Below are 26,322 nucleotides of genomic sequence, written 5' to 3'. Positions count from 1 at the left end.
TTCCGATCGCCCGGGTCGAACCGCACTGATCTGCCGGGGCTGTCCGCGTCGGGATATCATATGAAAACCGTATGAATCGACCGGAGGGTGCCGATGAGCTCGGAGGCGGATCGCGCGGCCGCGCAGCAACGGCGCCGGTTGGCCGTCGACGTCAAGGATGCGTTGCGCGACTTGAACATTCAGCTCGCACTGCTGAATCGGCGGTTCGGTGGCCGGGTCGAACTTCGCGACGTGGACTGGACCTGCCTGGACCTGATCAACCGGCGGGGCCCCGTCTCGCCGACCGCGCTGGCCCGGCTCACCGGCCTGCACCCGGCCACCCTCACCGGTGTCCTGGACCGGTTGCAGAAGGGCGGTTGGATCGTCCGGGAACGTGACCCCGAGGCGAGCGACCGGCGCGCAGTCACCCTGCGCGCCGTCCGCGAACGCAATTCCGAACTTTTCCAGGTGTTCTCGGGCATGAACCGGCGCATGGACGAGGTGCTCGAGCGGTACTCGGAGACGGAGCTGGAGGTGATCGCGGACTTCCTCCGGCAGACCGGGACCGCAGGCGCGGACTCCGCCGCCGAGCTCGGCACCTGATCGGCCGCCTTCGCCGACGTCCACGGCACGGTCGACGCCCGACGAGACGGCGGTAGTCGTCAATCGTCCGCACGCCGCCTCGGGCGTGTCGCGGACCGTTCATCGAGTACGGGTAGGCTCGGGTGATCGGCGGGTCTCCGCATATGTCCTCGTCGGTGGGCGTTCGCGCCACCACACACCAACCCGAGGATGTGGGTTATGGCAATTACCGAGATCGGCGCGTACGCACATCTCAGTCCCGCCGATATCGAGGCGCTGGGTCGTGAGCTCGACCGGATTCGCGCCGATGTCGAGGCCGACCTGGGTACTCGCGACGCGAACTACATTCGCCGGACGATCGTCTTTCAGCGCACCCTCGACGCCGCCGCCCGAGTGATCATCCTCGCCGGTCGCGGCCGCCTCGCCTGGGTGCTCGGTGCGGTGGGCCTGGCGACGGCCAAGAGCGTCGAGAATATGGAGATCGGACACAACGTCTCCCACGGTCAATGGGATTGGATGAACGACCCGGAAATTCACTCCAACACCTGGGAGTGGGATATGGCCGGGCTGTCCGCGCAGTGGCGCTACGCACACAACGTCCGTCATCACCTCTACACCAACGTGCTGGGAATGGACGACGATATCGGCTTCGGCGTGATGCGGGTGACCAGGGACCAGCGCTGGCGGCCGCGCCTGCTGCTGCAACCGGTGCAGAATGTGCTGCTGGCGGCGACCTTCGAATGGGGTATCGCCTGGCACGACCTGGACTCCGTCCACGACCGGGTGACCGATACCGCCGAGCGGGCCGGCCAGACCCGGGCGTTGCTCGGAAAACTGGTCCGGCAGGCCGGCAAGGATTATGTGCTGTTTCCGGCATTGAGCGGAAAGCGGTGGCGGCGCACGCTTTTCGCCAATCTCGGCGCCAACGTGCTGCGCAACCTGTGGGCGTACCTGGTGATTTTCTGCGGCCATTTTCCCGACGGCGCGGAGAAATTCACTCCGTCGGTGCTGGAGTCGGAAACCAAGGCGGAATGGTATCTGCGCCAGATGCTGGGCACCGCGAACTTCGATGCCGGGCGGGTTCAGGCCTTCATGAGCGGCAATCTGTGCTACCAGATCGAACATCACCTGTTCCCCGACCTGCCCAGCAACCGGTACCGGGACATCGCCACCCGTGTGCGTGCCCTGTGCGAAGAATTCGATCTGCCGTATACCACGGGTCCACTGCTGCGACAGTATGCGCTCACCCTCCGGACGATCCACAAATTGGCGCTGCCGGATCGCTTTCTCACCGCGACCTCCGACGACGCCCCCGAAACGGCGTCGGAGCGAAAGTTTCTCGGATACCGCCCGTTCGCGGCCGCCGAGGGCACACCTTCTCGTTCGCGCCGGGGGTTGCGCACCGCGCTGCGTGTGGTGGCGGCGAAGACCGCGCTGCCGACCGGATGACCCAGCGGGTTCAGCTCATCCGTGCGGGCGCACCGGCAGTTCGGTGAGTCCCCGCATGAGCAGGCTCGGCTGCCACCGCGGGGTGAACGACGGCGCCAGTGCCAGCTTGGGGAAGCGATCCAGCAGAGCGGTGAAGGCGACGGCGGCCTCCATCCGGGCCAGCGGAGCGCCGACGCAGAAATGGATTCCGTGGCCGAAAGCCACATGTCCGGACGGTTTCCGGCCGATATCGAGTTCGTCGGGTGAATGGTATCGCTCGGGATCGCGATCGGCCGCCGAGAGGGCGACATAGACCAATTCGCCTGCGGGAATGACGGTTCCGCCGATGTCAACGGGGTCCTCGGTGTACCGGACCGTGGCCCAGCCGACCGGGCCGTCGAGTCGCAGAAACTCTTCCACGGCGGCGGGAATGCCGTCCGGGTCCGCCCGCAGCGCATCGAATTGGGTCCGGCTGCGCAGCAGTGCGAAGGTGCCGTTGCCGATCAGGTTCACCGTCGTTTCGTGACCGGCCACCAGCAGCAGGAAAGCCATCGCCACCAATTCCGGATCGGTGAGGCGGTCGCCTTCGTCCTGTTCGGTGGCCAGTCCCGACAGCAGGTCGTCGCCGGGCCGAACGCGTTTGTCCGCCAGCAGCGCCGTCAGATATCTGCCCATATCGGCGGATGCGCGGTCATGGTCCGCCAGATCTCCGGCGGCCCCCACCAGGATCTTCGTCCACAGTTGGAAATCGTCGCGATCGGTGAAGGGAACGCCGAGCAGTTCGCAGATCACGGTGACGGGTAGCGGGGTCGCGAACGCGGAAAGCAGCTCGACCTCATCCTGCGCCGCCACCTCGTCGAGCAGTGCGGCGGTGATCTCCTCGATGCGAGGGCGCAAGGCCGCCACCCGCCGCGGCGTGAAGGCCTTGTTCACCAGCTTCCGCAGTCGCGTGTGTTCCGGCGGATCGGTATTGAGCATATGGGTGCTCAACGCCCGCGCATCCGAATTCGACAGCACCGCGGAGCCTTTGCGCCGGAACAATTCGATAGTGCCGGCCGAGTTCTTGTGCAAGCGCGGATCGGCCAGTGCCGCTCGCGCTTCCGCATGGCCGACGACAACCCAGCACGGAATCCCGCGCTCGTGCGTGAACCGCACCTTGTGTACCGGTCCGCGGGCCCGCCAGCGCTCGTAGTACTTGTGCGGATCGTCGTGGAAGTCCTCTTCCACCAATTCGATCTGCTCGGAAACCTCGGCCTCGGCCATACTGTGCTCCCTGCTACCGGCGCCGATCAGCGCTCCCCGCGGTGTCGGACCGGTCGTAACGGTGACCATATCCAACGTACCGAAAATCAGGCCGAGCCGCAGATGCCCGATTCGCGTAGAAACCGTTCCGCCCGAACCGCTTTCATCGGTCAGGCATCCGTCCACTCCCGCAGCTTCTCCGGATTGCGGATCGCCCAGATCCGGGTGATCCGGCCGTCGGCGATATCGAAGGCGTAGACGGTCGCGATGGTGCCGTCGATCTGCGCCACCAGGCCGGGCTGGCCGTTGACGGTGCGCTCGAGAAGTGTGACTTCCGTGGCGCGGGAAGCGATTTCGATCCATGCGCGAGCGATCTGCTCACCACCGGTGATCGGATGACGGAAGGCGACCACCCGGCCGCCGCTGTCGGCGGTCGCGACGGCCCGCGGATCCAGGATCTCGATCAGTGCCTCGATATCCTTCGTCTCCCACGCGCGTTTGAAGTCTCGGACGACCTCGGCACGCTGGTCCCGAGACGGACGTGCGGAGGTCTGGACACGACGGCGTGCGGAGGAGGCCAGCTGGCGGCAGGCCGCGGGAGTGCGGCCGACGATATCGGCGATCTCGGCGAAGGAATACCGGAAGACATCGTGCAGGACGAAGGCCACCCGCTCGGCCGGCGTCATGGAATCGAGCACGACGAGGAACGCCATACTGATCGATTCGTCGAGCGTCACCCGGTCGGCCGGATCGGCCGGTGCGGGCGCGCCCCATTCGCTGCGGTCCGGGACCGGCTCCGGAAGCCATTCACCGACGTAGCGCTCGCGCCGAGCCCGCGCCGAACCGAGCAGATCGAGGCAGATGCGGCTGGCCACGGTCCGCAACCAGCCACCGGGCGCCTCGACGGCCTGCTGCTGCTCCGGGGCCAGGGCGTACCAGCGCGCATAGGTCTCCTGCACCACGTCCTCGGCCTCCGCGAGGGAGCCGAGCAGCCGGTAGGCGAGGTTGAGCAGCGCCCGCCGCTCACTCACCACCGCGCTCGCTTCCGGATCGGTCATGGTCTCGCTCCCTCGCTCGGTACAGGTCCTTCCACTGTTGGACGAAACAGCACGCCGAAATGTGAGGCCGGTACGAACGTAACCCCGGCCTCAGCGGCGCCGGCTGCGCGTCCGCGCGGTCACCGCCAGGTGCATGGCCGGATTTCCGAGCGCCTTCAATTGGGCCGCGCGCGCCGGCGGTGCACGCGGCACCGGCCAGTTCGGTCAACCGCTCGTGTCTGCGCCGTATGCCACAGCCCGTCAGGATCTTAGCGAATTGCTCTCGAAAATGATTGCTGCGCTGCGTTTTTCAACACAACCGGCGTGAACGGTCGCCCGGTGACCCTCGGCTCGCGATCTCGCACGGTCCGAGCGGCGGCGTCGGTGAGTGCCATCGAGGGCTTCGGCCACCGACCACGCCACCGTGTTACGGCGGTCGGCCCGTGCGCGGAAACCGCGAGGACCTTCCTTCATTGCCGGGACCCGCGGGCCCGGCACCGACGACCTTCCCCATTCGCTAACACGTTGACAAGGCTGCCCAATCGTCATTGCCTGCTCGAACAACTGGAGGCCATCGTCGCGACGGCCGGTCCCGCCAACCACATCGGTTTGTGTTTTCTCGACCTCGACGAGTTCAAGCTGATCAACGACCGTTACGGCCACCGCGCGGGCGACAGTGTGCTGGCCGAGGTCGGTCGCCGGCTCGACGCGACCCTGACCTCGTCGGCGGTGACGCCGGCTCGCATCGGAGGAGACGAGTTCGTCGCCTTGCTGGCACCACCCTGCGACGACGGCAAGGCCCATGCCACCGCGGAGCCCATGCTCGCGACCCTGAGTGACCCGATTCCGGTCGGTCCCACCGACCTGCTGGTGCTGTCGGGCAGCATCGGCGCTGTCGTCGCACCGGTTGCCGGCGCGAACGCCGAGAAACTGTTGAACGATGCCGACGTCGGCCTGTACCGCGCCAAAGCTGCCGGCCGAGTAACCTGGGTGCTGCACCGCGACGACCACGACCGCGCAACGGAATAGGCGCACCTGCCGGTTCCGGAAGCGGTGATCACAACTCGGACCGATCCGCCGCGCCGGATTCGCGTGGGCGTCGTGGCGAGGGCAGTGTCATCGCGACTTCGCCCCGTCGGGCCGCTCGCCACCAGCGCTGTCCGGAGTCGGCGACGTTCCGGATCTTGCGCACAGGGGGAACCTGGGAGAGCAGGTGCATCTGGTATCGCCACGGCATTTGCAGCCCGTGTCGAACCGCCATCGCATAGGCGAACTGCACGGCGTTGCGGTCGAGATACCGGTCGGCGTGTTCGAACCAGGTCATGCTGGCACGGGCGGCCGCCTGTATCGGGCGCATCGCCGCGCGCCGCTGCGCGTCGTAATTCTCCAGCGCATCGGCGATCTCGCCGTTTTCGTACAGGCTCTGGGCGAGCACGATGGCGTCGATGATCGCCAGCCGGGTGCCCGAACCGATGGTGAAATGCGTCGTGTGCGCCGCATCGCCGAGCAGCACCACATTGTCGTGATACCAGGATTTGTTGGTCACCTCGGGAAAGCAACTCCACCTTGCGAATTCGCCTCGCGTCTTGCTGATCAAAGAGTGACCTTCGAGAACGCGCGCGAATATCCTTTCCAGAAGACGCACATTTTCGGTGCTGTCCAGGGAATCGAATCCTGATTCGTGCCACGTCTGCGGTTGGCACTCGACGATGCAGGTGCTGATCTTTCCGGCGATCGACGGGTAGGCATGGAACCATATCCAACCGGCCGGGGTGTGTTCGAAGGCGAAGGTGAATCGGTCGAAGACCTTGTCGGTGCCGAGCCAGATATATCGATTCTCGCCGAGCCGCACCGACGTTCCGAAGCGATGATCGTCCAGCTGCCGCACCCGGCTGTTCGCGCCGTCGGAAGCGATGACGAGATCGGCGTCGTCCAAGCCGGACAGATCGTGGATTTCCCGGTCGTGCTGGACATCGACGCCGAGGTCGGTCGCCCGCCGGGACAGCACATCGAGCAATGCCGCTCGCCCCATACTGAATCCGTAGCCCGGGAAGTACGCGGTCCGGTCGTCGCCCACGTGGATCGCCTGTTCACGCCAGAGCACCGATCCGGCCCGTACCGTCTGTGCGCTGTCGGGGTCGTTCCGATACAGGATGTCGAGCAGGTCGTCCCAGTACACGACGCCCCAGCCGTAGGTGGACCCGGGAGGATTCCGGTCGATCACCGTGACGGCATGGCCCGGGTCGCGCCGCTTCATCGAAATGGCGAAGTACAGTCCGGCCGGCCCGCCACCGACACATACGATTTTCATTCGGTCACCAGTTCCGGTCCGGTTGGTCTATCCCGGCGTCACATGATCGGTATCGGATGCGGCCGAGCCCGGCACGCTGTGCGTGTCCGGGCTCGGTCATCGGCACTAGAAGCTTCCCCAGCCGCCGCCGAAGGGGTTCCACCAGCCGCCGTTGCCCCAGCCGCCGTTGCCCCAGCCGCCGTTGCCCCAGCCGCCGTTGCCCCAACCCCAGCCGTTGCCGTGGCCCCAGCCGTTGCCGTTGCCCCAGCCGTCGCCGTGGCCCCAGCCGTTGCCGTGGCCCCAGCCAGGGTTGTCGACGGATTGGGTCGCGGATGTCGGCGTCGTTGTGGCGGATGCTTGTGTCGCGGCCGCGACGACCGGAACCGCAGCGACTGCGGCTATTCCGGCTGCTGCTGCCAACCGGGCGAATTTCGAGTGTGAATTCCTTTTCTTGATCATAATGGGCTCCAGATAGGTGTCCCGACCTGGTGAAATTCTACGCGTTTTCGGCGTGCGCCAGAAGTTGCCGAATCAACCTGTTCACAACGGCAATTGATCTCAACGGGGGTGCGCAGTTGCGGCGGGTTCGGGCGATGGCGGAGGGGGATGAAAAACATTGGCTGAAAAATGGAACCGATCGGGGTGCTTCGACGTCCAGGCAGATGAAGAACCGAAGATTTCATCAACTGGGGGGTAAGCGAATGACGAAGTACGCGAGGAACATCGGGGTGGTCGCGGGTGGCGTGCTCGCGGTCTTGATGACCACGTGTGTGGCATTGCCCGCCGCCGACGCGGCGCCCGGCCGGGCGATGCGTACTGCCACGTGGACGCCGTGAAGGCCATGAATCCGCACAATTCCAAGGGCACGCCGACCGACATCGTCGGGAAGGGCAGCATCAGCTGCACGGCGGACATCGACTCGCTGTACATCGATGTCGAACTCCAGCGCAAGGAGGGCGGGAGCTGGACGCGGGTCGGCGGCGGCCACAACGAGGTCACCAAGCCCGCCGCGGGCACCAAACTCGTTGCCCAGGGCGCTACCACCTGCGGGGACGGGGAGTACCGGACGGCTGCTCGCGGGGGCGGCGTGTACGGGGGAGTACCCTCGCATCCTCGGTGTGGAAGTACTCGGACACGGTGGTGAATCCGTGCGGTAAGTAGTGCTGAGGCGGGGCGAGATTGCGAGTGGCTTGGAGGCCGGGGTGAGTGGGACGGAATGGGAGATGTTCTGCTCGGAGGTGTTTGCTATCGCCGAGCGTTACGCCATCCAGACGTTTTCGAATCCCGGCACCCTGGTGCTCTCCAGCGGATCGTCGTCCTCGGAAGCCGAAGTGCGCGGGGCCAATCCACACATCAAACTGGTGGATATCGGTGACGCCGCGGTGCGCATCGAAACGGGCTGGTGCGTCCGCGCCATCGCCGACTACGAAATCCAGTTCGAGGACGAGCCGTCCCAGGCGGCCGCGGCGGTCGAGGCGATCGTTCTCGGGGGCGCCGAAGAGTATGTGATCACCGATGACGACGACCGGTGGGTGGCGTTCGGCGTGACCGTGCGGCCAGGAGTTCGGCATCGGTACGCGCGCTGTCGAGGGGCGCCTCGACCGCCTACGACAGAATGTCTGGGAAGAGCTGGGCGCCGCACCCGTCGGACACACACGCAAGCGAAAGTCGAAGCAGAAGGCCACGTCTCGAAGAGCCGGACCTGACCCCGGCGCAGGAGACGAGTCCCGAGCCCGACAGGGCAAGCGGGTCCGGCCACGCCGGGCAACGGCCTGCTCCTAGCTGCCACTGGATGCCCGGGGCCCTCGATGAGCGGGTGAAATGCGGTGGTTTCCTTCGTACCGTAGGTGGCAAATGTGCAAGGCCACCGAGGAGCGGGCGTACGGTCGGCCGGGAGAATACGAATCGGCGTGGCATGAGCTGAGATGCGGTGGGAAGGTTGTTTTCCACTCGAGACTCGGCAATCCGGCTGGCCCGCAGATCTGTGTCGCAGGTTCGTGCCCTTTTAGGGAAGGGCTCGAACCTGCCACGTGCGACTGCGGAAATGCCGAAGCTCTCTTTGAAAAAGGACACGTCAACCGCTGTGACCTGCGGAAACGTCGTCGCAGGCCCGTAACACGGTCTGCTAATCGACCTTGGTTACGCTGACCCGGATTTCATGACCGTCGCCGACGGTGCCTGTGTAGCCATCACCGAGGGAGTCCTTCACAGCGATGGACTTCGCCAGTGTTTCGTGGGCGATGTATGCATTGTGCGTTTCGATCGTGGCTGAGATGCCTTCTGGAACGGCGATCGTCAGTGCGATCCGGTCCGATACATCCAGGCCTGCCTCGCGACGTGCGTTTTGGACAACTCTTACGACATCAAAGGGGTGTGGCATCGCCAGCAATGTGGGTGACTGTGCTCGAAATCGGTTTGTGCGAACAGCAGTCCGCGGTCGTGCAGGTCCTGGGGTCGGCGTGTTTGAAGAACACATCGCCGATCAAATCGAGGTGAGCGGAGAATCGCCCGTCCGATTGGAGCGGATTGATCAACGGCAACCCGTTCGCCTGACAGACGGCAAGGTCGTCGGCGCCGAAGGCCGGAGCTTGGTGCACCAGACCGGTGCCCTCATCGGCGGTGACGTAGCCGGCTTCAATGATGCGGTGCGCGTGCGGGATCTCGACCAGGTCGAAAGGCGGGAGATAACGCAGGCCGGCCAGCTCCGTGCCGCTGATTGCCGCCACTGTCTCGGCGTCCTCGCCGAGCACTGCGCCAGCGAGTGGTTCGGCCACGATGAACGTCCCCGATTCGGTGCGCGCGATGACGTATACGGTCGAGGAGTTCACCGCTACCGCGGTGTTCGCCGGAAGTGTCCACGGCGTGGTGGTCCAGATCAGCAGTTCGGCATCGTCGATGTCGGCGATGGAGTCGAGCAACGGCATCCGCACGTAGACCGAGGGATCGGTGACCGTCTCGTAGCCCTGGGCGAGTTCGTGATCGGACAATGTTGTACCGCAACGCGGGCAATACGGCGCCACTCGAAAGTCTTCGGTCAGCAGCCCGCGATCGAATATCTGCTGGAGCGACCACCACACGCTGTCGATGTATTCCGGTGACATGGTGGTGTAGGGATGCTCGAGGTCGATCCAGTAGCCCATCCGCTGGGTGAGCTGTTCGAACTCGCTCACGTGGCGCATCACCGACTCGCGACAGCGAGCGTTGAATGCCGCGATGCCGAAGGTCTCGATCTGAGGCTTGCCGTTGAGTCCGAGCTCTTTCTCGACGGCGAGTTCCACGGGCAGGCCGTGGCAGTCCCAGCCGGCCTGGCGGGACACCGAGTAGCCCTTCATGGTCTTGAAACGCGGGAACACGTCCTTGAACACCCGTGCCTCGACGTGATGAACACCCGGTGATCCGTTTGCGGTGGGCGGACCTTCGTAGAAGCCCCATCGTGGGCCGTTCGCAGTGCGGTTCAGGCTACGAGCGAAGATGTCCCGCTCACGCCACCAGTCGATGATTCTCATCTCGGCGGCGGGCAGGTCGATGCGCGTCGGAAGGACGCGGAAAGGGGTAGCAGTCCGGTCGTGGACCATGCGTGGGTACTCCCTCGGTTCCGTTCTCGCACAGGTAGTTATCTGACCTATGCAGGGACGTCGCTCCCAGGCACTTCGGCCTGCGAGCCCGCGGTACCACCCCGCTTGCGCACGAACTGCTCGTGTGCCGCTCAGTTCGTCGCTATGACGTACGACATACGTCCGGTTCTACTGGCAGTGTCCCGAATAGGGGTGCGCTCTTTCGGAGGCTCCCCGGTGATGGCCGGATCGGCGCCGTTGCGGCGAGAACAGCAGGCATGGGCTACTTAACCGAATCATTTTCTGGCGCAAGCAAGAACAGCGATGCCAGCGTGGATCGCGAGAACTGACCGCGCACTGCTGCTGCGGTGGGGGCTATCCGGATCAGCGCGAAACGTGTTGGCGTGGGCGGTGATCGGGGCCGGTTCGATGCCGCTGAGTGCGCCCGGTCGGTGAGTGAGGTAGGTCAGCAGGGCGGCCGTGTCGCGGCAGAACAGGACGGCGAGCATGTTGCAGGTGCCGGTCGTCGTACTGGCGAAGGCGGTCTCCGGATTAGCGGCCGGCCTTTCAGCCATTCGGAGCAGCTGGGCAGGAGCAGCGGTGAGCCGCAGCAGATACCGTATGGAATGAGTAGGTCGGATCGGCGCCGATGAACTCGTGCCGCATTACCGAACGCCGGCCGTTGATTTCATTCTCGGCTACCAACGGTCGGCGTTCGGTATGGGACCGGTTCGTTGCGGGGGTCGGTGTCGACCCGCTACGACACGATCGGCGGATGGTTTCGATCGTGATTCACCGCCGGTGGTGGCGGGACCAATGCGCCGGCCTTGTCTTGAGGGCCGGCATTGTTGGGTTTGCGGGGTGCTTGGACGAGCATCGGCAATGGAAGGGGTGACGAGCGAGTGTCACCTGCGGTCGCCGGGGGCGGACAATGTGATGAGCCGGGTGGTTGGGCGCCGGTGCACGTGCTGGTGGGCGACGCCGGATCGGCTTGGGCGCTCGGCAGCGAGAACGCCGCCGCGGAGATCGCCGCCGCAAGCGCAATCGGGCACAACGTGGTCCGCATCTGTCACAACCAGACGGGATCGCCGTAGACGGCTACGGAGTTGTCGGCGTCGGCAGTCGAGGTCGACACTATTGCGTAGGAGCGCAGACTCACCGGCCCCAGGCATGAATCGACCTTGACCTGCACCTGATCAACCGTGGCCGAGGCATGCGCGCCAGCGAGCTGCTTCGTTGCCAACGGCACGGTGGTGATCGTGCCCGGTTTGGGGGCGAAGGACAGACTCGGAATCGCCAATGCACTCATGCCCGCGCTCATTCCGCCCACGGAAACGCTGATGTTCGGCCCTACCGCCGCGGACAATCCGACGGTCATGCCGTTGGAGACATCGACTTGGCAGCCGATTTGATACCCCAGCGTCAGGTTCCCCGCGTCAACTGGTACTCGGCCGTTCCCAGTGATGTCGGCGACCGCTTTGAGCTTGACGAATCCCTCCCGGGTGAACGGCGACTCGGCCAGGTTGGTAACCCGATCCACGTTCTCTTCCAGCTTGCTGATTCGTATCTGCCAACCATCGTCTGTGATGGCGTCGCGCGAGGTGTCTGCTACCGGATCGGCGACCGCGATCGCGGAGGTGCCGAGGCTGATGGTCGTGGCCATCAGGCATACCAAGGCAACGGTGGAGCGTCTCATTCGAAAATCTCACTTTCACTGAAAACGGTCTTTTACCGCGTCGGGCTAGGTAGCGCTCTCGGTGTGCTCGATCAGCCCGTATGTGGGACCGCCGGGGCCTTGAACTGCTGCGACGCGAGTGTCGGCGCTGACCTGACGGGGTTCGCTCACGACGGTTGCGCCGGCATCGCGCGCGCGTTTCAGTGCGGTATCGAGATCGGCGACCCGGATATGTGCGACAGCGGTGGCGGGAGCATCGGGTCGGGCAGGGGTCAGGCCGATTTCGATTCCATCCACCGTGAAGCCCACGTAATGGGCGTTGTCGGTGTGCGGCTCGGTTCCGAGCAGCGCGATCTGGATGGCCTTCGCCGCATCCAGGTCTGCGACGGTGTACACGATGTTTTCGACAGTGTTCATGCTCTACTGACGCGGACCGGGCAACAATCGTGACAGCGGTAGGTGTGTCACATTGCCGCTGCGGCGCTCGTCATAAGAGCATGACAAGTATGGATGTAGCCGAACTCGAGGCCGAGCGTCCGCGGCTAACCGCGATCGCGGCCCGAGTTCTCGGGACCGATGCCGAAGCCGACGATGTGATCCAGGAAGCGTGGCTGCGGCTGTCGAGTATCGAGACGGTTGAGGATCCGCCGGCGTTGCTGACTACCGTGGTGACGCGCCTGTGTCTCGATCAATTGCGCCGACGCCAGACCAGATCAGCAGCCGAGTCGGCGGCTCGAACCGATGCACCCGCCGATACTGCACGCGTGGATCCCGAGGCCGATGTGCTATTAGCCGAGCAGGTCGGTGACGCGATGCAGGTCGTCCTGGGCACGCTCGCACCGGCCGAGCGCGTGGCATTTGTCTTGCATGATGTGTTCGGATACCCGTTCGAGCAGATCAGCGTCGCGCTCGGCCGCTCGGACACGGCGGTGCGCAAGCTGGCCAGCCGCGCACGGCGCAAAGTGCGGGGGGCGCCCGAGCCGGTGGAGGAGCAGCAGGCGCGCGCGGAAAGTCGTGAGGTGGTCGACGCGTTTCTCTCGGCCGCCCGCGGTGGCGAACTGTCCGATCTGCTGAACCTGCTGGCGCCGGACGCGGTCATGCGCGCCGATGCTGTCGGCGAACGAATGGGCACCCAGCAGACCTACGACGGCGCTGCCGCTGTCGCCGCCCGCTTCCATGGCGGCGCCCGGGGAGCGCGACCGGCCACGATCGATGGCGAGCCCGGCCTCGCATGGATTGTCGGCGGGCGGGCGAAGGTCGCATTCACCTTCTGGATCGACGACGGTCTGGTGCGCGAGATCGAATTGATCGCCGATCCCGAGATCCTGGCCACCCTGGATCTCACCCACGAGCGAACGGATTCTTGAGATGCGGTTTCGCGCCGAGGTTGAGCCCCCTGAACCGATGCGTGGTCTGGAGGTGCCCGCGGCGGTCGTCGACTCACTGGCCGGGGGCGCGCGACCGCGAGTGCACGTCACGATCAGCGGGCACACCTGGGATACGCGGATCGCGATCATGCGCGGCCGTCACCTGATCGGACTCAGCAACGCCAACAGGGCCGCGGCCGGAGTCGCGATCGGCGAAATGGTCGAGGTGGGAGTCGAACTGAACAACGAACCTGTGACGGTCGCCGAGCCAGCTGATTTCGCTGCGGCGCTGGCCGCGGATCCGGATGCCCGTGCCGCCTATGAACGACTGACCGTCAGCCAGAAGCGTCAACAGATCCGCTTGATCGAGAACGCCAAAAGACCCGAGACGCGGTTGCGCCGCATCGGACAGTCGATCGACCGGTTGCGCGAGCGGAGTCGATGACATACCGCACCTGCGGTGCGTGCCGTTTTGTTGGGTGAGTCGCGGTCGAGCACATGGCCTACGTCGGGAACATCCGGTGCGAGCTGCGGCCGGATGTTCCCGAGGCTGCCTATTTCAGGCGGTATCAGGCCTTTTCCCATGGTCCTCCACGAGACGCACTACGTTGCCTGCCGGGTCGAAGAAGGCGCAATCGTATTCCCCGGACTCGTGCCGAATCGGCTCCTGAATCACCTCCACGATGGCCGTGCCCGCCTCGAGGTGCGCGAAGGTATCGAGAAGATTCGGGGTCGAAAGGCAGATACTGGGAAATGCGCCGTCATCGATCTGCTCGGAACAGCACGGCCTGCCGGCCGCGGTGAGTGGCGAAAGCACCACCGACAGCTCGGGCTGGCCGACGGGTCCGACCGTGAGCCGACGCGTGGCCCCTTCACCTTCGGTGCCACGAACCTCGAAGCCGAGGACATCACGGTAGAAGGCCAGCGAAGCTTCTACATCGAGAGCGGGAACAACGATTCGACTGATGCGGAATTCCACAGGGCTCATACTTCGGGTCCGTATCAATCGTGGATCGCATCGACCGATTCCCAGACGAACCCGTCGGGGTCGGTGAAGGGCTCGCCGCTCCACACGATCGTGAGCCGGTGTGAGCCACTGCCTTCCGCTGAGACACCGAACTCTTTCGCCAAACCTGCGCGCTTGTACAGACCGAGTGTGATCGCACCGCCCTGCTGCTCGAATTCGACATACTTGCTGCCGTAGCTCTTCGCCACGGCCAGCCCTCGGGCGCTGTAAAGCTGTTGGCTGGCTTTGACGTCGGAAACACCGAGCAGCAGCACCACGCGCTCGGGATTCAGCTCCAGCGGGATGTCGTCCTTCTTGGCTGTCGTCGCGATCTTCAAGACGGTGCCGTCCGGAGTGCTCAACACGCCGGAATAGCCGCCCCAGAGCTGCCGCTTCGGACGTTTCACCTCCGTGGCTCCCAGTCCCACAGCGTGGGCGAAGAGTTTGTCGACGCTCGCCGGTCCGGCGACATCCACCCCCAAGGTGAATCCGCGGAAACCGTTGGATGCTTGCGCCGAGCTTTCGGTGTGGATCGGCGTATCAATACCGAACGCGGTCGAATAGAAGGTCACGGCGGCCGACGGGGAGGTCGTTCCGAGACGCAGGTGACTGATCGAGGCCATATCTGATCCTTTGGTGAATGTGGTACGTCGTGTTGTTGACGCACACCACGGCGGTGTTGTGACCGAGCGCCGCACGCGCGCCGCGCGACCGGCCGCAACTCAGGTGGTCGTTTCCGTTCCGGCGCGGATGTGTCCGCGGGTGCGCGGTCACGTCCGGCTCGGCTCGTGCGTCAGAGATGTGATGGCGCGCAACGCAATCGCGTCGAGATTACGAATCGGGAAGAGTCACCATGCGCAATGCACGATCAATCGGATACTGGGCTACCACCGTGGTTACGGTCTTCGTCCTGGCTTCAGGTGGTGTTGCCGACCTACTGCACGTCGGTGACACTGCGGCGGGCATGGCCGAGTTGGGATATCCCGCCTACGTTATGACCATCCTCGGATTCTGGAAGGTGCTCGGCGCTATGGCGATCCTGGTTCCGCGGTTTCCCTTGGTCAAGGAATGGGCCTACGCGGGTACGTTTTTCGATCTCACTGGTGCTTTCGCTTCGCACGTCGCGCACGGCTCGACGGTGATTCATCTGTTCTACACCGGATTCTTCACGGTGTGCGCGGTGGCGTCGTGGGCATTGCGGCCAGGCAGTCGCAAGCTCTGGGGTGCGGCGGCTTCTCTTGCGGGATGATCCGGCGGTTCACTTCACGGTCAAGTACTGCTCCAGCGCTGCGCGGATCGCGGGATGTGCGGCTGTTTCCTCGAGTTCGAGCAAGGCGGCTTCGACGACCAGGCCGATCCACAACAGCGCCGACTCGAACGGGTGCGACCAGCCCATGGCGCGAAAGTCCTCCGCCGCGACGCGTGCGAGCCTTTCGTTGCGGGCACGGATCTGATCGGTGATCGCCCGCTCGGCGCGGGCCTCGAGCAGCAGCGCGCGCACCCCTCGATTGCGCAGGCAGCTGTCCAGGTAGGCCCGCTGCGCCGCGCGTAGACGTTCCCGCCCTGGGGGCAGATCTGCGATCGCAGTGGCAATTTCGGTATCGATGCGGTCGTGGAAGCTTTCGTGCAGGGCCAGGAGGTAGTGGACTCTGTTCGGGAAGTGGTGGAAGAACGTCCCTTTGGACACTCCGGCCTCGGCGACGACCCGGTTGGCGCTGAGTTCGGCAAGGCTGAACCGTCCCGCCAACCTCAGCCCCGCATCGACCAGCTCGGCACGCGTACGAGCGGCTGCCTCCACTCGGATCGACACGTCAATTCCTCCTCGGAGTCTGTTCTTGCGGTGCAGTGCGACATTAACCTATCATCAGTGACCGACCGGACGGTCAATGAAAGGAAGAGTGTCATGAGCGAGTCAGCGATGATCGGCACCCGGGCCGGCCTGGTCCATGTGGTCGAACGCGGCGCGGGTCCTCCGGTCGTGCTGCTGCACGCCACGTTGCACGATCGCCATGACTTCGATCCGATCACAGACCGATTGGCTGCGCATTTCCGTGTTGTCGCCATCGATTGGCCTGGTCACGGCCTGTCCGATCCCGCGCGGCCGTCAGTGACGTTGCTCGCGGATGTGCTCGAAGACGTCGTGGACTCGTTAGGGTTGTCCACTGCCGCCTACATCGGCAACTCCGTCGGAGCGTTCGCCGCCGGGCGCCTTGCGGTACGGCGCCCGGAAGCCGTCACCCATCTGATTCTGGTGAATCCTGGTGGATTCGTCACGGTGCCATGGTTCGTACGCGCCGTCTCTCGCACCATCGGGAAGCCGGCGATCGCCCGGCTGGTGATGCCGCGGATGGTGCCGGCCTACATGCGTTCACGCACCGAGTCCGACAGGAAGATCGAATCGCGTGCCGTGGCTCGCGCCAAGACGCCCGAAGGTGCTCAGGTGGTCGCGAGTATCTGGCGGGGCTTCAGTAGCCCGGATTACAACCTCGGTCGCAGCGAGATTACCGCTCCTACACTGGTGGTCTGGGGTCGGCACGATCCGATCGTTCGCCGAGATTTCCTCCCCGAAGCGCTGGGATCGATTGTCGAGCTGGACACCGGCCACGTGGCATTCTCCTCCGATCCAGACGGGTTCCTGGCGGCCGCACTCCCGTTCCTCGGCGCATGAGCCGCTTCCCGCGACCGTTGCTTCGATTCTCCACGAGTAGTCGAAACTTGTTGCATATTGGCATATTTCAACGACGGCCGTTCTCGAACCCATTCGAGGAGCCGCGCCGAATACCGCGCTACTCGGCGACAGCGATGAGAGGGTGCGCCGCACAGCAGTGAAGTCGTTCGGCGAGTTGGGCGAGCAAACCGTTCCACTGCTACAACGTGTCAGACGGTCGCGTCTACCCGAACGGCGTGGCGCGCTGTATGCTCTCGCCGAAATCGGCTGGCACACAATCGAAGTCGACGACCTTGTGCTGCTACATCGACTGATCATGGGCAAGCTCGCGCGCGAGACTCCGCAAATACCGGCAGCGACGAATTGTCTGTGGTGGGCGCTGCCCACCGATGATAGAGCTGCGGTACTCGAAGCATTCGGGTTATCGGATCCGGTTCCGGCAACCGCTCCCATGGGTACCGCGGTAGCCATGAAAAACCGGCGGCATCCGATTGAAGAATGCGAAAGTGTCTACGTCACCCCCTGCCTCAACGGCTGGACGCTCGTATTCGGCGACCCGGCATCTCATTACCTGAGCGATGACCAGCGGATCCGTGCGGCGCAGGAGTCCGAGATTTGGAAGGAGATCGTGGCGAACCGGATGATTACGAATGGGGCGGTTGGTGTATCGCTGAAAACGGCGACACGATACGCACCGCCCACCTCAACGATTGTGTCCATGAGGAGCTGTGGTTGTACGGCGACCCCCACCCGTCTGAGGAGGGGCTGCGTGCGAAGCCGGTGTCGCAATGGTTGCGTGATCATGGCTTCTCCCCGGACGCGTGGAACGACATCGCCTTCACTGCCCCGAGCATCGAAATGTGGGATGCGCTGTGGGGGCAATTCCAGCACCGGACCGGAATTCCGGACGCGATGACCGCCGCGCGTATCGCAGAACGGGCGTCGGTGGGGCCACTGACGCTGGGACCGCAGACCACAGTAACGGGTCGCGCTGTCGTCGCGCTGACCGAGCGCGGGCGGCAAACCGGCGGACATCGCGGGGCGCTGCCGATTTGATGAACGACCGGCGAGGAAACGATTGCCAGCCGTCCGCTGCCGGTGCGTAGCGGCCGGAACTGGCCGCCGCGACCCCGGGAAGGCTTGCGGCGGCCCATTTGGGTCGAGTCAGTGCTGTCGTCAGCTGAGATTGGTGCCCGACCAGCCGAAATTGAAAGTGTGTCCCTTCGAACTGCACTGCACCGCGCCGCGTCCACCGCCACTGCAGGTGGCGCCGCCGTAGTTTATGACGCCGCCGTAGTCGTAGCCGTCTGATGCGGGCCCCGAGTCGATGGAGCGGCTGCCCGCGCGCCCGAGCGGACCGGTCAGTCCGAACGTCGGATGTGCCGGGAGGAACGGTAGATCGATGGCGACATTGTCGATCGGAACGCCGAACAAGGTGGCGACTCCGAGGCTGATGTCACAGCCCACGTCACCGTTCGGGTGCATCGAACAATTCGCGTACCCGGCACTGAAATACACGGTATCGCCCACCAGGTAATCGGCGGGGTTCTGCACGGTCCCGCTCGAGGCAGCGAACGGGACCGCACCCGCAACTGCCCCACCGGTGATCGAAATCGCCACAGCAGCAACCGATCCGCCGACCAAAGATCGAATGTTCACACAATCTCCTACGTCTTCCGCATGAATAAAGGGAGCAGAAAAAAATTGCTTGCTGTGCAACAGCGCAACGTCTCCGGACCGCATTTCGGGTCGCGTGAAGCTCTCACTTCGGTCGAGTGGCCCGTTTGTATGCGGCCGTCTCGACTCGGATTGATACTTCGACCTTTCCTCGAAATTTCTTGTTGACTCGCTGCACGACGACAGCCTATCACGATGACCGACCGGACGGTCAATGAATGGCTTCTGTCCGCGTCAGCGCGCACAGAACGAAGGCTTTTCAGATCGCGGCGGTCCACAAGGAGGGGCTATCGGTATCCGGGACAGCGGCGACTACGCCTACTACGCTGGTCCGGTCGAAGGCGAAAGCGCCAGGTGTCTGCATCAGGTGGGGAGGCAGCGTACGTGACAGCAACTGGATGTCGGCGGCATCGCACTGCGGCTGAGTGCCTTGCGAATAACTTGCGTTGCTCTGCGTTTGATCGGGCAATTCGGCTGACCTGCGACGTGCGACCTGGGGAAACGCTGAAGACGCTTTCGGTAAATGGCATGTCAACCGCTGTGACCTGCGGAAACGTCGTCGCAGGTAAGTGCCCTCGGCAGGATTCGAACCTGCGACACCCGCTTTAGGAGAGCGGTGCTCTATCCCCTGAGCTACGAGGGCGCGGACCGTGCGCGAAAGTGTGGAAAACCCCGTTTCGCAACGGAATTCGAACCTGCCTCGCAGTGGTCCACGATGCCTGTGCCTCCCGGGGGCGACGATCAGGCGTGGTCAGTCTAGCGTGTGGCGGGCCGGTGGCTACTCCGCCATGGTGACGACCGGTCTCCGGCGCCTCAGTTCGGCAAGGACAGGAAATCCTCGACCGGGCGGCGCGGGGTGGGTGGGACGAAGGTGTCGTGGGGTGCGGTGCCCAGGCGGACGAGTACCTGGGGGATGCGATCGGAGTCGGGGAGGAGAGTGCGGATCGCGCGGACGGCGGCCGGGATTTCGGTGATGTGAGTGAGGGGACAGGTCGCCAGTCCGGCCGCTGTGGCCGACAGCAGGGCGGTGGACAGGGTTTCGCCGGTCGCCAGCCATTCGTGCGGGGTGTTCTCGGTGGTGCTGAGCACCAGCAGGGTGGCGTGATCGGGTTCGCCGGTGCGGTGCGGGTCTCCGGGCGGGATGGGAAAGTCGCGGCCGACGTCGACCAGTGCCGCCTCGCGCGCGGTGGGCAGAGCGTAGGGCGGTATCCCCTCCGGCAGATCGAAATCACCTGTCCACCAGTGTAATTCGTTCTGGTAAGGGGTGTCGAACTGTTGCAGGGCGGCGGTCTGCTCGGAAGCGGCGGCAAGGCGGGGCCGCACCGAATCGTCGACGGCGTTCAGGTGCACACCGTCCACCTCGGACACCTCACGTAGCTGCTGCACCAGCTCCGGCCGGTCGGGCGCCGACATCGGGAGCCGGTCGGTGCGGCGCGTGCGGATCGCGGCGGCCAGGGCGCGCTCGCGATCCGAAGGCGCGCGTGGCGGCTCGAATTCGGCGACGGCCAGCAGGTCGTGCAGCCCTTCCTGGGGCAGATAGGACACCGCGATGGGATGCCCCTGCTCGGCGAAGGCGATTCGGGCGTGGTGCAGGTTGGCGCCGCAGCTGATCACCTCCTGGCGCCCGCTCGGATCGGCCACCTTCAGTTGCCGGGTGGAATCACCGAACAGGCGCAGGCGGGTCCCGTCGAAATCCCAGCGCCAGGGCTGGGTGTTGTGCACCGACGGGGCGCGGCCGGCCAACTGCAGGGCCGCGACGATGGTCGAGCGGTCCGGAACGTGCTGCATGATGCCTCCCAGAGCGATATTTCGTCGGGTGCATTCGCCAGAGTATTGCCAGTATCGTAGTTGTCACCATTCCGGCCGGTAGGGTGGGGGTGTCTTCGTCCTGGAACGCTCGTGAACCGCTCGGAAGGTGGGACGCATGGCCTCGAAGGCGCCCGTGGTGGTGGGAGTCGACAGTTCCGGCGATGCGCTGCGGGCCGCGCGCTGGGCCGCCAATGATGCGGCGCTGCACCGGGTTCCGCTGGAAGTCGTTTCGGCGGTGCCGCCGGTTCCGGAGGACCGCGCCGGCGACGAGGGCGTGTGCGCCTACCACGAGCGCACCCGCGAGCAGGCCCAGCGCGCGATCGCGGCGGCCGCTCGGGCGGCGGCCGATATCGCGCCGAAGATCGATATCGACACCGCCGTGATCGATGCGCCGATCATTCCGGCGCTGCTGTCCCAAGCCGACGAGGCCCGTCTGGTGGTGGTCGGCGCGCGGGGGCTCGGGGCCTATCAGCGCAGCCTGCTCGGTTCGGTCAGCACCGCGCTGGTACGGCACGCTCGCGGCCCGGTCGCCGTGGTGCCGGCGGATCCGCTGCTCGGGTCCGAGCGGCCGGTGCTCGTCGGATACGACGATTCCCCGTGCAGCGCACAGGCTCTCGCGATCGCCGTCGACGAGGCGCGGCGGCGGCGGACCGATCTGGTGGTAGTGCACGCCTGGCAGCGGTTCGGCGACTACCCGTCTCCGGCGGCCCTCGAAGAAGAGGGGAATCGGCTCCTCGACGCCGCCCTGGCCGCGCACGAGGATCCGGACGAACCGATTTCGGTGCGGCGGGTCGTCGTCGAGGATCGGCCGGTGCGGCGTCTCCTCGACGAATCCGCCGCGGCACAGTTGGTCGTGGTCGGCAGTCACGGTAAGGGCGGATTTCCCGGGATGACGCTGGGCTCCACCAGTCAGGCGCTGATGCACAGCGTCGAATGCCCGATCATCATCGCCCGGCCCCGCACCGAATGATCAGGCGGTGAGTTCGGCCAGGAACTTCCAGGTGCGCCGCTGATCGTCCTCGCCGGCGAGATCGGTCTGGTGGATCAGCAGTTCAGTGGCACCGGCATCGACATACGCCTGCAGGCCGCGGGTGACATGGTCCTCGTCGCCGATCAGCGCCACGTCGACCGCGTGGGCCACCCCCTCGCGGTCGAGAACCGCGCGGTAGGAATCGAACTGTTCGTAGAACGCCAGCGCTTGCGCGGCGCTCTCGCGCACCTGCTCGGCGCGATCGGTGACGACCGCGACCACACCGGCGACCACCTGGAGGGGTCGCACCGGATTCGCCGGGCGGGCCTGCTGCAAAGTAGGCACGATATGCGATTCCAGCGTGCGCGGTCCGGCGAGGAACGGCAACACGCCGTCGGCCGATTCGCCCGTGGCCCGCAACGCTTGCGGACCCATGGCGGCCACGAGCAGGGGGATGTCGCTGCCGCCGTGCACCGTCGTGGGTATCGGCGGGCGGGCGTACACCCGCTCGCCCTGTACGTCGACGGTGCCGTCCTCGATGGCCTGGCGTAGCGCGATCAGATACTCGCGCAGCCGCCGCACCGGCTTGTCCTCGCGGATGCCGAATGCCGCCGATTCCAGTGGGGGAGCGCCCAATCCGATGCCGAGGCGGAAGCGGCCACCCGACGCGGCCTGTGCGGTCTGGGCCTGCGACGCGACAACCAGCGGATGGCGCGGATTGATCGGCACCACGGAGGTGCCCACCCCGATCTCCGGCACAGCGAGCCCGACCACCGCCGCGAGGGTCAGCGCATCGAGATCGAATTTCTGTCCGAACCACACCGAACGCACACCTGTGCGCTGCGCCTCCGTGGCGAGCCGGAGGACCTCGTCGACGTCGTTGGCCGCATCGGGCCGCGGCCAGACCGAAACCCCGATCGGAACTGAAAGACTCATCGGATCGAGGCTAGTGCGCGCATCGGGCGATCCCACCGTTGTGCTCGGACGGATCGAAACCGTTGCGGTGCTGCCATGTGCGGCGTCGCCGGCGCTCGTCCTGCCCGATTTCTGCGGTTTTCCCGCGTTACCATCGCACGATGGGGCGTCGAGTATCGGGTGTGCTGGCCGTTGCTGTCCTGGTCCTGATCGCGATCGCGACGGCCTGGGAGCAACAACCGCACGGATATCGCGACGCCGCGGCCCCTGCCACGGAATTCAGTGCCGAGCGTGCGCTGGCGACGATTCGGGAGATCGCCTCCCGGCCGCACCCCGTCGGCACCGCCGAACACGACCGGGTGCGCGAGCATCTGGTGGGCAAGCTGCGAGAACTGGGGCTGGACACCGATGTTCGCTACGGAGTGGGCAAGTATCCGGTGGATCCGCATCGTGCGGTAGCGGTGCTCGGGGAGACCGGAAATATCGTCGCCCGCTGGCCGGGCCGGGCTGCTACGGGCACGATTTACCTTGTCGCGCATTATGATTCGGTGCCGCCCGGCCCCGGCGCGAACGACGACGGGGTCGGTGTCGCCACCGCTGTGGAAGCGGTGCGTGCGCTGCGGGCGAGCGGGCTGCAGCCGCGCAACGATCTCGTGGTGCTGCTCACCGACGCCGAAGAGGTGGGTCTGCTCGGCGCCGAGGCCTTCGCGACCTCCGGCGGTGCGGACCCGCGCGGTGGTGTGGTGATCAATCACGAGGCGCGTGGCGCCGGTGGTCCGCCGATGCTGTGGCGGATCAGTCATCCCGATGCGGGGCTGATCAGCGTGGTCACCGGAGTACCGCATCCGAACACCGATTCGCTGTCCACGACCCTGGGCGGGGATCAGACCGGGAGCAATACCGATTTCGCGGCGCTCGACCCCCATGGCTTCCGGGTGCTCGACTGGGCCTTCGCCGGTCGGAATGCCTACTACCACAATCCGTTCGACGACCCGGACCACGTCGACCTCGCCACCGTGCAGCAGTTCGGCGACAACACCACCGCCGCGGCGCGCGAATTCGCGGCGCGGGATCTGCGGGCCGCGGCCGATCAGCCGAATCGCGCGTACTTTCCGCTGCCCTTCGGTGAGCTGGTGGTGCTGCCGCTGTGGGTGGTGGTCGTGGCCGCGGTGGCCTCGGTGCTGCTCGCGGCTTGGGTGGTGTGGCGGATTCGCCGGACCGGTGAGGCAACGATCGGCCGGACTCTGGGCGCGGCGGCAACCGCTCTGGTGGCGGTTCCGATCGGAATGGGCGTCGTCTACGGATTGTGGAAGACGATCACCGCGATCCGCCCGGAGTATCGCGCCCTGTTCGTCGATCCGTACCGGCCGCAGTTCTACGGCGCGGCTGTGGTGATGGCGTGTGTGGCGGTCCTCGCCGCCTGGTATGCGCTGTCGCGGTGGCTGTTCGGGCCTTCCGCGACCGCCGTGGGCGTGCTGTGCGCGGTGACGGCGATCGGTGTGGTGGTCACGGCTCTGGCGCCGGCAGCGGGCGTGATGGTGGTGATTCCGGCCCTCGCCGCCGTAGTCGGCGTCGTGCTGACCTTCGCGGTGCCCGACCGCCTGCGGTTGCCGGTGCTCACCGTGTTCCTCGTCCCGGCGGCGGTCTTCGCAGGTGGCACCGCGTACGCGGCGCTGCAGACCGGACTCGCCGCCGCCGCGTATCTCACCGCGCCCGTGGTGCTGATTCTCGGCTGCTTGTTCACGCTCGCCCTGGCCCACGCGTGGCCGAGCCGTCGCGGCGTCCTCGTTCCCGCGGCGGCGGTGGTCCTCACGGTGGCGCTCGCGGCGGCCGGGACGGTCGTCGACCGGTTCGACGCGTGGCATCCGCTGATGGCGCACCTGTCCTATGCGCTCGATGCGAACAGCCGCGAGGCACAGTGGATTTCCGCCGAGGCGCCGGATCGATGGACCCGCGGCTTCGTCGAATCCGGTTCTCCGCCCGGGGCATTCGCGCAGTTGTGGACCGACGCGGCGGCCGCCGGCGCCGCCCCGGCGCACGATCTCCCCGGTCCTGTCGCTGAAAAACTCTCCGATCGCACCGAGGCGGATCTGCGCACTGTGCGGCTGCGGCTGCGATCCACCCGTGGGGCCACGTCCGTCGCGCTGCGGTATACCGGGCCGGTGCGCGCACTCACGGTCGCCGGACGCGACATCACGCCGGTGCCCGCCCAGGGAGTTCGGTTCTACGCACCGCCTGCCGAAGGGGTCGATATCCAACTCACGGCGCCGGCCGGACCACTCGCTCTCCGGGCGGTCGATTACAGCTGGCTACCCGATGCTCATCTCGCCGACGCACCGGCCGACATCTACTACCGCCAGGACAGCACGGTCGCGGTGTTCACCACCATCCGGTTGTGAACACCGCGTCGGCGAATCAGGATCCGGCCACGCCTTCGGCGTAGTCGGCCGGGTCGAAACGCCGTGTCTTCCATCGGAAGAGCAGCGTGGCGCCGGGCCAGTTGTTGGTGATGCGCCCCGAGGCGTTGCGGTACCAGCTGGAGCAGAAGTTCCACGGCGTATCGGCCAGGCGTTTGCGCAACCAGTCGTCCCAGGCCTGTTCCGCGGCGGGCTGCGCGGCGAGGAAATGTCCGGGTTTGGCGGACAGATACTCCATCACCTGCCGGATGTAGCGGGCCTGTGATTCCAGCATGTAGATGATGGAGCCGGAACCCACATTGGTGTTGGGCCCGTACATCATGAACAGATTCGGGAAGCCCGGCACCGACATGCCCAGGAATGCCCGCGCGCCCTCCGGTGCCCATTCGTCCGACAGTTTGCGACCGCCGAGGCCGTAGATGTTCATCGGCGCGAGGAATTCGGTGCCCTTGAATCCGGTGCCGTAGATGATCACGTCCACCGGATGCTCGACGCCGTCGGCGGTGCGGATTCCGTCGGCCGTGACCGCCTCGATCGCGGTGGTCTCCACGCTGACATTGGGCCGGGTGAGTGCCGGAAAATACTCATTGGAGAACAGGCCGCGCTTACAGCCGGCGGCGTAATCCGGAGTGAGCTTGGCGCGCAATTGTTCATCGGGCACCCCGTTGGCGCGATGCCGGTCGGCGATGGCGATCACCGGATGTTTGATCCACGGCACGTCGGTCAGCGCCAGCGCCATCACCTCGAAGAAGGTCCAGATGGCGAAGCGTTCGGCCCACCGGCTGGGCGGAAAGTACTTGAACAGCGCGTGATGCAGGCCGGTGTATTCGGTATCGAATTTCGGCAGCACCCAGGCGGCGGAGCGCTGGAACAGGGTGAGATGCCCGATCGTAGGCTGAATGGCCGGAATGTACTGGATCGCACTGGCTCCGGTGCCGATGCACGCCACCCGCTTGCCGGTGAGATCGACGCTGTGGTCCCATTCGGCGGAATGGAAGGCCGGACCGGTGAAGGTATCGATGCCGGGGATATTCGGCATCGCCGGCCGCGAGAGCTGGCCCACCGCCGGGATCAGCACGTCGGCGGTGAGGGTCTCGCCGTCCGCGGTGCGCACCTGCCAGGCGCCACGGGCAGGATCGAACTCCGCGTCGGTGACCTCGACGCCGAACCGGATCTTGCGCGGCAGATCGTGCTTCTCGGCGACCGCGCGCATATAGGCGTGGATGTCGCGCTGCTGCGAAAAGCGGCGCGGCCAATCGGATTTGGGCTCGAACGACCACGAGTACAGCGGCGAGGGCACATCGCAGGCCGCGCCCGGATAGGTGTTCTCGCGCCAGACGCCGCCCAGATCGCCGGCCTTTTCGACGATGGTGAAGTTGTCGATACCGGCGCGCTGTAATTCCAGCGCCATGCCGAGGCCGGCGAATCCGGCGCCGATGATCACGATGGATGGCGTGGCAGTCATAGTCGAAGAGTAGAGCGCCGGGCGGTCCGCTCCGAGAGATCAGCGGTCAATGAATCAATATTTCCGGCCATACCGTGGCTGCCGCGCGGGACCGGACATGTGACTCCGCTGGACAGGTCCGGCCCGCCGAACCTACTATCTATAGCAGTTCCTCTTCAAAAAGCCTGTCCCGGTGGGCATTTGACGTTTTCGACGGCGCTGCAGGGGGTGTCGTCGCGCGTCCGGCGGCCATGCGGGACTG

The 26,322-nt window shown here is 65.6% G+C and carries 30 protein-coding genes and 1 tRNA gene; 14 read left to right on the top strand and 17 right to left on the bottom strand.

What is annotated here, in order from left to right; translation table 11 throughout:
• Window positions 1-93: 93 nt before the first annotated feature.
• Window positions 94-582, top strand: coding sequence for a MarR family winged helix-turn-helix transcriptional regulator (locus tag C5E41_RS00670; protein ID WP_104373900.1), 489 nt, complete (start codon window positions 94-96; stop codon window positions 580-582).
• A gap of 198 nt (window positions 583-780) precedes the next feature.
• Window positions 781-2,010 (top strand): fatty acid desaturase family protein, encoded by a 1,230-nt coding sequence (locus C5E41_RS00665; protein ID WP_104373899.1) that lies wholly within the window; start codon window positions 781-783, stop codon window positions 2,008-2,010.
• Window positions 2,011-2,025: 15 nt separating this feature from the next.
• Here the strand turns inward: C5E41_RS00665 and C5E41_RS00660 are convergent, their stop codons facing one another.
• Window positions 2,026-3,252, bottom strand: coding sequence for a cytochrome P450 family protein (locus C5E41_RS00660; RefSeq protein ID WP_104374161.1), 1,227 nt, complete (start codon window positions 3,250-3,252; stop codon window positions 2,026-2,028).
• 149 nt (window positions 3,253-3,401) lie between these two features.
• Window positions 3,402-4,289: an RNA polymerase sigma factor SigJ gene (sigJ, locus tag C5E41_RS00655; protein ID WP_104373898.1), complete on the bottom strand. Its 888-nt coding sequence runs from the start codon at window positions 4,287-4,289 to the stop codon at window positions 3,402-3,404.
• 133 nt (window positions 4,290-4,422) lie between these two features.
• Here sigJ and C5E41_RS33595 point away from each other — a divergent pair, with 133 nt between their 5' ends.
• Window positions 4,423-4,596 (top strand): hypothetical protein, encoded by a 174-nt coding sequence (locus tag C5E41_RS33595; RefSeq protein ID WP_181063034.1) that lies wholly within the window; start codon window positions 4,423-4,425, stop codon window positions 4,594-4,596.
• Between the two features lie 197 nt (window positions 4,597-4,793).
• Entirely contained in the window at window positions 4,794-5,297 is a 504-nt protein-coding gene (locus C5E41_RS00650) for a GGDEF domain-containing protein (RefSeq protein WP_181063032.1), read from the top strand.
• 28 nt (window positions 5,298-5,325) lie between these two features.
• Here C5E41_RS00650 and C5E41_RS00645 read toward each other — a convergent pair whose 3' ends face one another.
• Together C5E41_RS00645 and C5E41_RS33135 are read right to left on the bottom strand one after the other, a co-directional pair.
• Window positions 5,326-6,579, bottom strand: a complete 1,254-nt coding sequence (locus C5E41_RS00645) for an FAD-dependent monooxygenase (protein WP_104373896.1) — start codon at window positions 6,577-6,579, stop codon at window positions 5,326-5,328.
• 105 nt (window positions 6,580-6,684) lie between these two features.
• Complete coding sequence (locus tag C5E41_RS33135; RefSeq protein WP_146097431.1) at window positions 6,685-6,978, bottom strand: hypothetical protein; 294 nt, start codon at window positions 6,976-6,978, stop codon at window positions 6,685-6,687.
• A 281-nt stretch (window positions 6,979-7,259) separates the two neighbouring features.
• Between C5E41_RS33135 and C5E41_RS34700 the strand changes: the two genes are divergently transcribed.
• The 3 genes from C5E41_RS34700 to C5E41_RS00630 are packed head-to-tail and all read left to right on the top strand — an operon-like array spanning window position 7,260 to window position 8,264.
• Window positions 7,260-7,394 carry a hypothetical protein gene (locus tag C5E41_RS34700; protein WP_258080642.1) on the top strand — a complete coding sequence of 45 codons (135 nt, stop codon included), beginning with the start codon at window positions 7,260-7,262 and terminating at the stop codon, window positions 7,392-7,394.
• A 5-nt stretch (window positions 7,395-7,399) separates the two neighbouring features.
• Window positions 7,400-7,702, top strand: coding sequence for a hypothetical protein (locus C5E41_RS00635; RefSeq protein WP_146097430.1), 303 nt, complete (start codon window positions 7,400-7,402; stop codon window positions 7,700-7,702).
• Between the two features lie 58 nt (window positions 7,703-7,760).
• Window positions 7,761-8,264 carry a hypothetical protein gene (locus C5E41_RS00630; RefSeq protein ID WP_146097429.1) on the top strand — a complete coding sequence of 168 codons (504 nt, stop codon included), beginning with the start codon at window positions 7,761-7,763 and terminating at the stop codon, window positions 8,262-8,264.
• 419 nt (window positions 8,265-8,683) lie between these two features.
• Here the strand turns inward: C5E41_RS00630 and C5E41_RS33130 are convergent, their stop codons facing one another.
• The 5 genes from C5E41_RS33130 to C5E41_RS00610 all read right to left on the bottom strand — a co-directional run bounded on the left by C5E41_RS33130 (window position 8,684) and on the right by C5E41_RS00610 (window position 12,204).
• Window positions 8,684-8,938: a DUF5915 domain-containing protein gene (locus C5E41_RS33130; RefSeq protein WP_146097428.1), complete on the bottom strand. Its 255-nt coding sequence runs from the start codon at window positions 8,936-8,938 to the stop codon at window positions 8,684-8,686.
• A complete protein-coding gene (locus C5E41_RS00625; RefSeq protein ID WP_219823069.1) occupies window positions 8,922-10,133 on the bottom strand; it encodes a class I tRNA ligase family protein in 1,212 nt (403 codons plus the stop codon). The genes C5E41_RS33130 and C5E41_RS00625 overlap by 17 nt, the downstream gene beginning before the upstream one ends.
• Window positions 10,134-10,408: 275 nt before the next feature.
• Window positions 10,409-10,687, bottom strand: coding sequence for a hypothetical protein (locus tag C5E41_RS00620; protein WP_104373892.1), 279 nt, complete (start codon window positions 10,685-10,687; stop codon window positions 10,409-10,411).
• 494 nt (window positions 10,688-11,181) lie between these two features.
• Entirely contained in the window at window positions 11,182-11,775 is a 594-nt protein-coding gene (locus C5E41_RS00615) for an MspA family porin (RefSeq protein WP_104373891.1), read from the bottom strand.
• A 78-nt stretch (window positions 11,776-11,853) separates the two neighbouring features.
• Window positions 11,854-12,204 (bottom strand): VOC family protein, encoded by a 351-nt coding sequence (locus tag C5E41_RS00610; protein ID WP_181063029.1) that lies wholly within the window; start codon window positions 12,202-12,204, stop codon window positions 11,854-11,856.
• 80 nt (window positions 12,205-12,284) lie between these two features.
• On the opposite strand from C5E41_RS00610, the gene C5E41_RS00605 reads away from it, so the two are divergent.
• Window positions 12,285-13,154 carry a sigma-70 family RNA polymerase sigma factor gene (locus C5E41_RS00605; RefSeq protein WP_258080641.1) on the top strand — a complete coding sequence of 290 codons (870 nt, stop codon included), beginning with the start codon at window positions 12,285-12,287 and terminating at the stop codon, window positions 13,152-13,154.
• Window position 13,155: 1 nt separating this feature from the next.
• A complete protein-coding gene (locus C5E41_RS00600) occupies window positions 13,156-13,599 on the top strand; it encodes a YdeI/OmpD-associated family protein (protein ID WP_104373889.1) in 444 nt (147 codons plus the stop codon).
• A gap of 114 nt (window positions 13,600-13,713) precedes the next feature.
• Here the strand turns inward: C5E41_RS00600 and C5E41_RS00595 are convergent, their stop codons facing one another.
• Both C5E41_RS00595 and C5E41_RS00590 read right to left on the bottom strand, forming a co-directional pair.
• The gene (locus C5E41_RS00595) at window positions 13,714-14,142 is read right to left on the bottom strand and encodes a VOC family protein (protein WP_104373888.1); all 429 of its coding nucleotides are present in this window, start codon (window positions 14,140-14,142) and stop codon (window positions 13,714-13,716) included.
• Window positions 14,143-14,156: 14 nt separating this feature from the next.
• Entirely contained in the window at window positions 14,157-14,783 is a 627-nt protein-coding gene (locus tag C5E41_RS00590; protein ID WP_104373887.1) for a glyoxalase, read from the bottom strand.
• Window positions 14,784-15,013: 230 nt separating this feature from the next.
• Here C5E41_RS00590 and C5E41_RS00585 point away from each other — a divergent pair, with 230 nt between their 5' ends.
• The gene (locus tag C5E41_RS00585) at window positions 15,014-15,409 is read left to right on the top strand and encodes a DoxX family protein (RefSeq protein WP_104373886.1); all 396 of its coding nucleotides are present in this window, start codon (window positions 15,014-15,016) and stop codon (window positions 15,407-15,409) included.
• A gap of 9 nt (window positions 15,410-15,418) precedes the next feature.
• Here the strand turns inward: C5E41_RS00585 and C5E41_RS00580 are convergent, their stop codons facing one another.
• Entirely contained in the window at window positions 15,419-15,970 is a 552-nt protein-coding gene (locus C5E41_RS00580) for a TetR/AcrR family transcriptional regulator (RefSeq protein WP_104373885.1), read from the bottom strand.
• Between the two features lie 57 nt (window positions 15,971-16,027).
• Between C5E41_RS00580 and C5E41_RS00575 the strand changes: the two genes are divergently transcribed.
• The gene (locus C5E41_RS00575) at window positions 16,028-16,828 is read left to right on the top strand and encodes an alpha/beta fold hydrolase (RefSeq protein ID WP_219823068.1); all 801 of its coding nucleotides are present in this window, start codon (window positions 16,028-16,030) and stop codon (window positions 16,826-16,828) included.
• Window positions 16,829-17,443: 615 nt separating this feature from the next.
• Window positions 17,444-17,884: a hypothetical protein gene (locus C5E41_RS00570; RefSeq protein ID WP_104373883.1), complete on the top strand. Its 441-nt coding sequence runs from the start codon at window positions 17,444-17,446 to the stop codon at window positions 17,882-17,884.
• A gap of 120 nt (window positions 17,885-18,004) precedes the next feature.
• Here C5E41_RS00570 and C5E41_RS00565 read toward each other — a convergent pair whose 3' ends face one another.
• From C5E41_RS00565 to C5E41_RS00555, 3 genes are all read right to left on the bottom strand, one after another.
• On the bottom strand, window positions 18,005-18,547 hold the full coding sequence (locus C5E41_RS00565) for a hypothetical protein (RefSeq protein WP_146097426.1): 543 nt from the start codon (window positions 18,545-18,547) through the stop codon (window positions 18,005-18,007).
• 528 nt (window positions 18,548-19,075) lie between these two features.
• Window positions 19,076-19,148: transfer RNA gene (locus tag C5E41_RS00560), tRNA-Arg, on the bottom strand.
• Window positions 19,149-19,318: 170 nt separating this feature from the next.
• Window positions 19,319-20,293, bottom strand: a complete 975-nt coding sequence (locus C5E41_RS00555; protein ID WP_104373881.1) for an Acg family FMN-binding oxidoreductase — start codon at window positions 20,291-20,293, stop codon at window positions 19,319-19,321.
• Window positions 20,294-20,429: 136 nt separating this feature from the next.
• Between C5E41_RS00555 and C5E41_RS00550 the strand changes: the two genes are divergently transcribed.
• On the top strand, window positions 20,430-21,284 hold the full coding sequence (locus C5E41_RS00550; protein WP_104373880.1) for a universal stress protein: 855 nt from the start codon (window positions 20,430-20,432) through the stop codon (window positions 21,282-21,284).
• On the opposite strand, the gene C5E41_RS00545 is transcribed toward C5E41_RS00550, so the two are convergent.
• A complete protein-coding gene (locus C5E41_RS00545; protein WP_104374160.1) occupies window positions 21,285-22,220 on the bottom strand; it encodes a TIGR03564 family F420-dependent LLM class oxidoreductase in 936 nt (311 codons plus the stop codon).
• 140 nt (window positions 22,221-22,360) lie between these two features.
• On the opposite strand from C5E41_RS00545, the gene C5E41_RS00540 reads away from it, so the two are divergent.
• Window positions 22,361-24,598, top strand: a complete 2,238-nt coding sequence (locus tag C5E41_RS00540) for a M20/M25/M40 family metallo-hydrolase (protein WP_104373879.1) — start codon at window positions 22,361-22,363, stop codon at window positions 24,596-24,598.
• 16 nt (window positions 24,599-24,614) lie between these two features.
• On the opposite strand, the gene C5E41_RS00535 is transcribed toward C5E41_RS00540, so the two are convergent.
• Complete coding sequence (locus C5E41_RS00535; RefSeq protein WP_104373878.1) at window positions 24,615-26,081, bottom strand: flavin-containing monooxygenase; 1,467 nt, start codon at window positions 26,079-26,081, stop codon at window positions 24,615-24,617.
• Window positions 26,082-26,322 lie beyond the last annotated feature (241 nt).

The organism is Nocardia nova (assembly GCF_002933465.1).
In the GTDB taxonomy this organism is placed as follows: Bacteria; Actinomycetota; Actinomycetes; order Mycobacteriales; family Mycobacteriaceae; genus Nocardia; species Nocardia nova_B.
The sequence above is the reverse complement of the archived record's forward strand: the minus strand, read 5'-3'. Positions and strand labels throughout refer to the sequence as shown.

Excerpts from the sequence above, each read along its gene's own strand:
- C5E41_RS00670 (WP_104373900.1), top strand. The coding sequence starts at position 94 with ATGAGCTCGGAGGCGGATCGCGCGGCCGCGCAGCAACGGCGCCGGTTG.
- C5E41_RS00665 (WP_104373899.1), top strand. The coding sequence starts at position 781 with ATGGCAATTACCGAGATCGGCGCGTACGCACATCTCAGTCCCGCCGAT.
- C5E41_RS00660 (WP_104374161.1), bottom strand. The coding sequence starts at position 3,252 with ATGGCCGAGGCCGAGGTTTCCGAGCAGATCGAATTGGTGGAAGAGGAC.
- sigJ (WP_104373898.1), bottom strand. The coding sequence starts at position 4,289 with ATGACCGATCCGGAAGCGAGCGCGGTGGTGAGTGAGCGGCGGGCGCTG.
- C5E41_RS33595 (WP_181063034.1), top strand. The coding sequence starts at position 4,423 with ATGGCCGGATTTCCGAGCGCCTTCAATTGGGCCGCGCGCGCCGGCGGT.
- C5E41_RS00645 (WP_104373896.1), bottom strand. The coding sequence starts at position 6,579 with ATGAAAATCGTATGTGTCGGTGGCGGGCCGGCCGGACTGTACTTCGCC.
- C5E41_RS34700 (WP_258080642.1), top strand. The coding sequence starts at position 7,260 with ATGACGAAGTACGCGAGGAACATCGGGGTGGTCGCGGGTGGCGTGCTC.
- C5E41_RS00635 (WP_146097430.1), top strand. The coding sequence starts at position 7,400 with ATGAATCCGCACAATTCCAAGGGCACGCCGACCGACATCGTCGGGAAG.
- C5E41_RS33130 (WP_146097428.1), bottom strand. The coding sequence starts at position 8,938 with ATGCCACACCCCTTTGATGTCGTAAGAGTTGTCCAAAACGCACGTCGC.
- C5E41_RS00625 (WP_219823069.1), bottom strand. The coding sequence starts at position 10,133 with ATGGTCCACGACCGGACTGCTACCCCTTTCCGCGTCCTTCCGACGCGC.
- C5E41_RS00620 (WP_104373892.1), bottom strand. The coding sequence starts at position 10,687 with ATGGCTGAAAGGCCGGCCGCTAATCCGGAGACCGCCTTCGCCAGTACG.
- C5E41_RS00615 (WP_104373891.1), bottom strand. The coding sequence starts at position 11,775 with ATGGCCACGACCATCAGCCTCGGCACCTCCGCGATCGCGGTCGCCGAT.
- C5E41_RS00610 (WP_181063029.1), bottom strand. The coding sequence starts at position 12,204 with ATGAACACTGTCGAAAACATCGTGTACACCGTCGCAGACCTGGATGCG.
- C5E41_RS00605 (WP_258080641.1), top strand. The coding sequence starts at position 12,285 with ATGACAAGTATGGATGTAGCCGAACTCGAGGCCGAGCGTCCGCGGCTA.
- C5E41_RS00600 (WP_104373889.1), top strand. The coding sequence starts at position 13,156 with ATGCGGTTTCGCGCCGAGGTTGAGCCCCCTGAACCGATGCGTGGTCTG.
- C5E41_RS00595 (WP_104373888.1), bottom strand. The coding sequence starts at position 14,142 with ATGAGCCCTGTGGAATTCCGCATCAGTCGAATCGTTGTTCCCGCTCTC.
- C5E41_RS00590 (WP_104373887.1), bottom strand. The coding sequence starts at position 14,783 with ATGGCCTCGATCAGTCACCTGCGTCTCGGAACGACCTCCCCGTCGGCC.
- C5E41_RS00585 (WP_104373886.1), top strand. The coding sequence starts at position 15,014 with ATGCGCAATGCACGATCAATCGGATACTGGGCTACCACCGTGGTTACG.
- C5E41_RS00555 (WP_104373881.1), bottom strand. The coding sequence starts at position 20,293 with ATGCAGCACGTTCCGGACCGCTCGACCATCGTCGCGGCCCTGCAGTTG.
- C5E41_RS00550 (WP_104373880.1), top strand. The coding sequence starts at position 20,430 with ATGGCCTCGAAGGCGCCCGTGGTGGTGGGAGTCGACAGTTCCGGCGAT.
- C5E41_RS00545 (WP_104374160.1), bottom strand. The coding sequence starts at position 22,220 with ATGAGTCTTTCAGTTCCGATCGGGGTTTCGGTCTGGCCGCGGCCCGAT.
- C5E41_RS00540 (WP_104373879.1), top strand. The coding sequence starts at position 22,361 with ATGGGGCGTCGAGTATCGGGTGTGCTGGCCGTTGCTGTCCTGGTCCTG.
- C5E41_RS00535 (WP_104373878.1), bottom strand. The coding sequence starts at position 26,081 with ATGACTGCCACGCCATCCATCGTGATCATCGGCGCCGGATTCGCCGGC.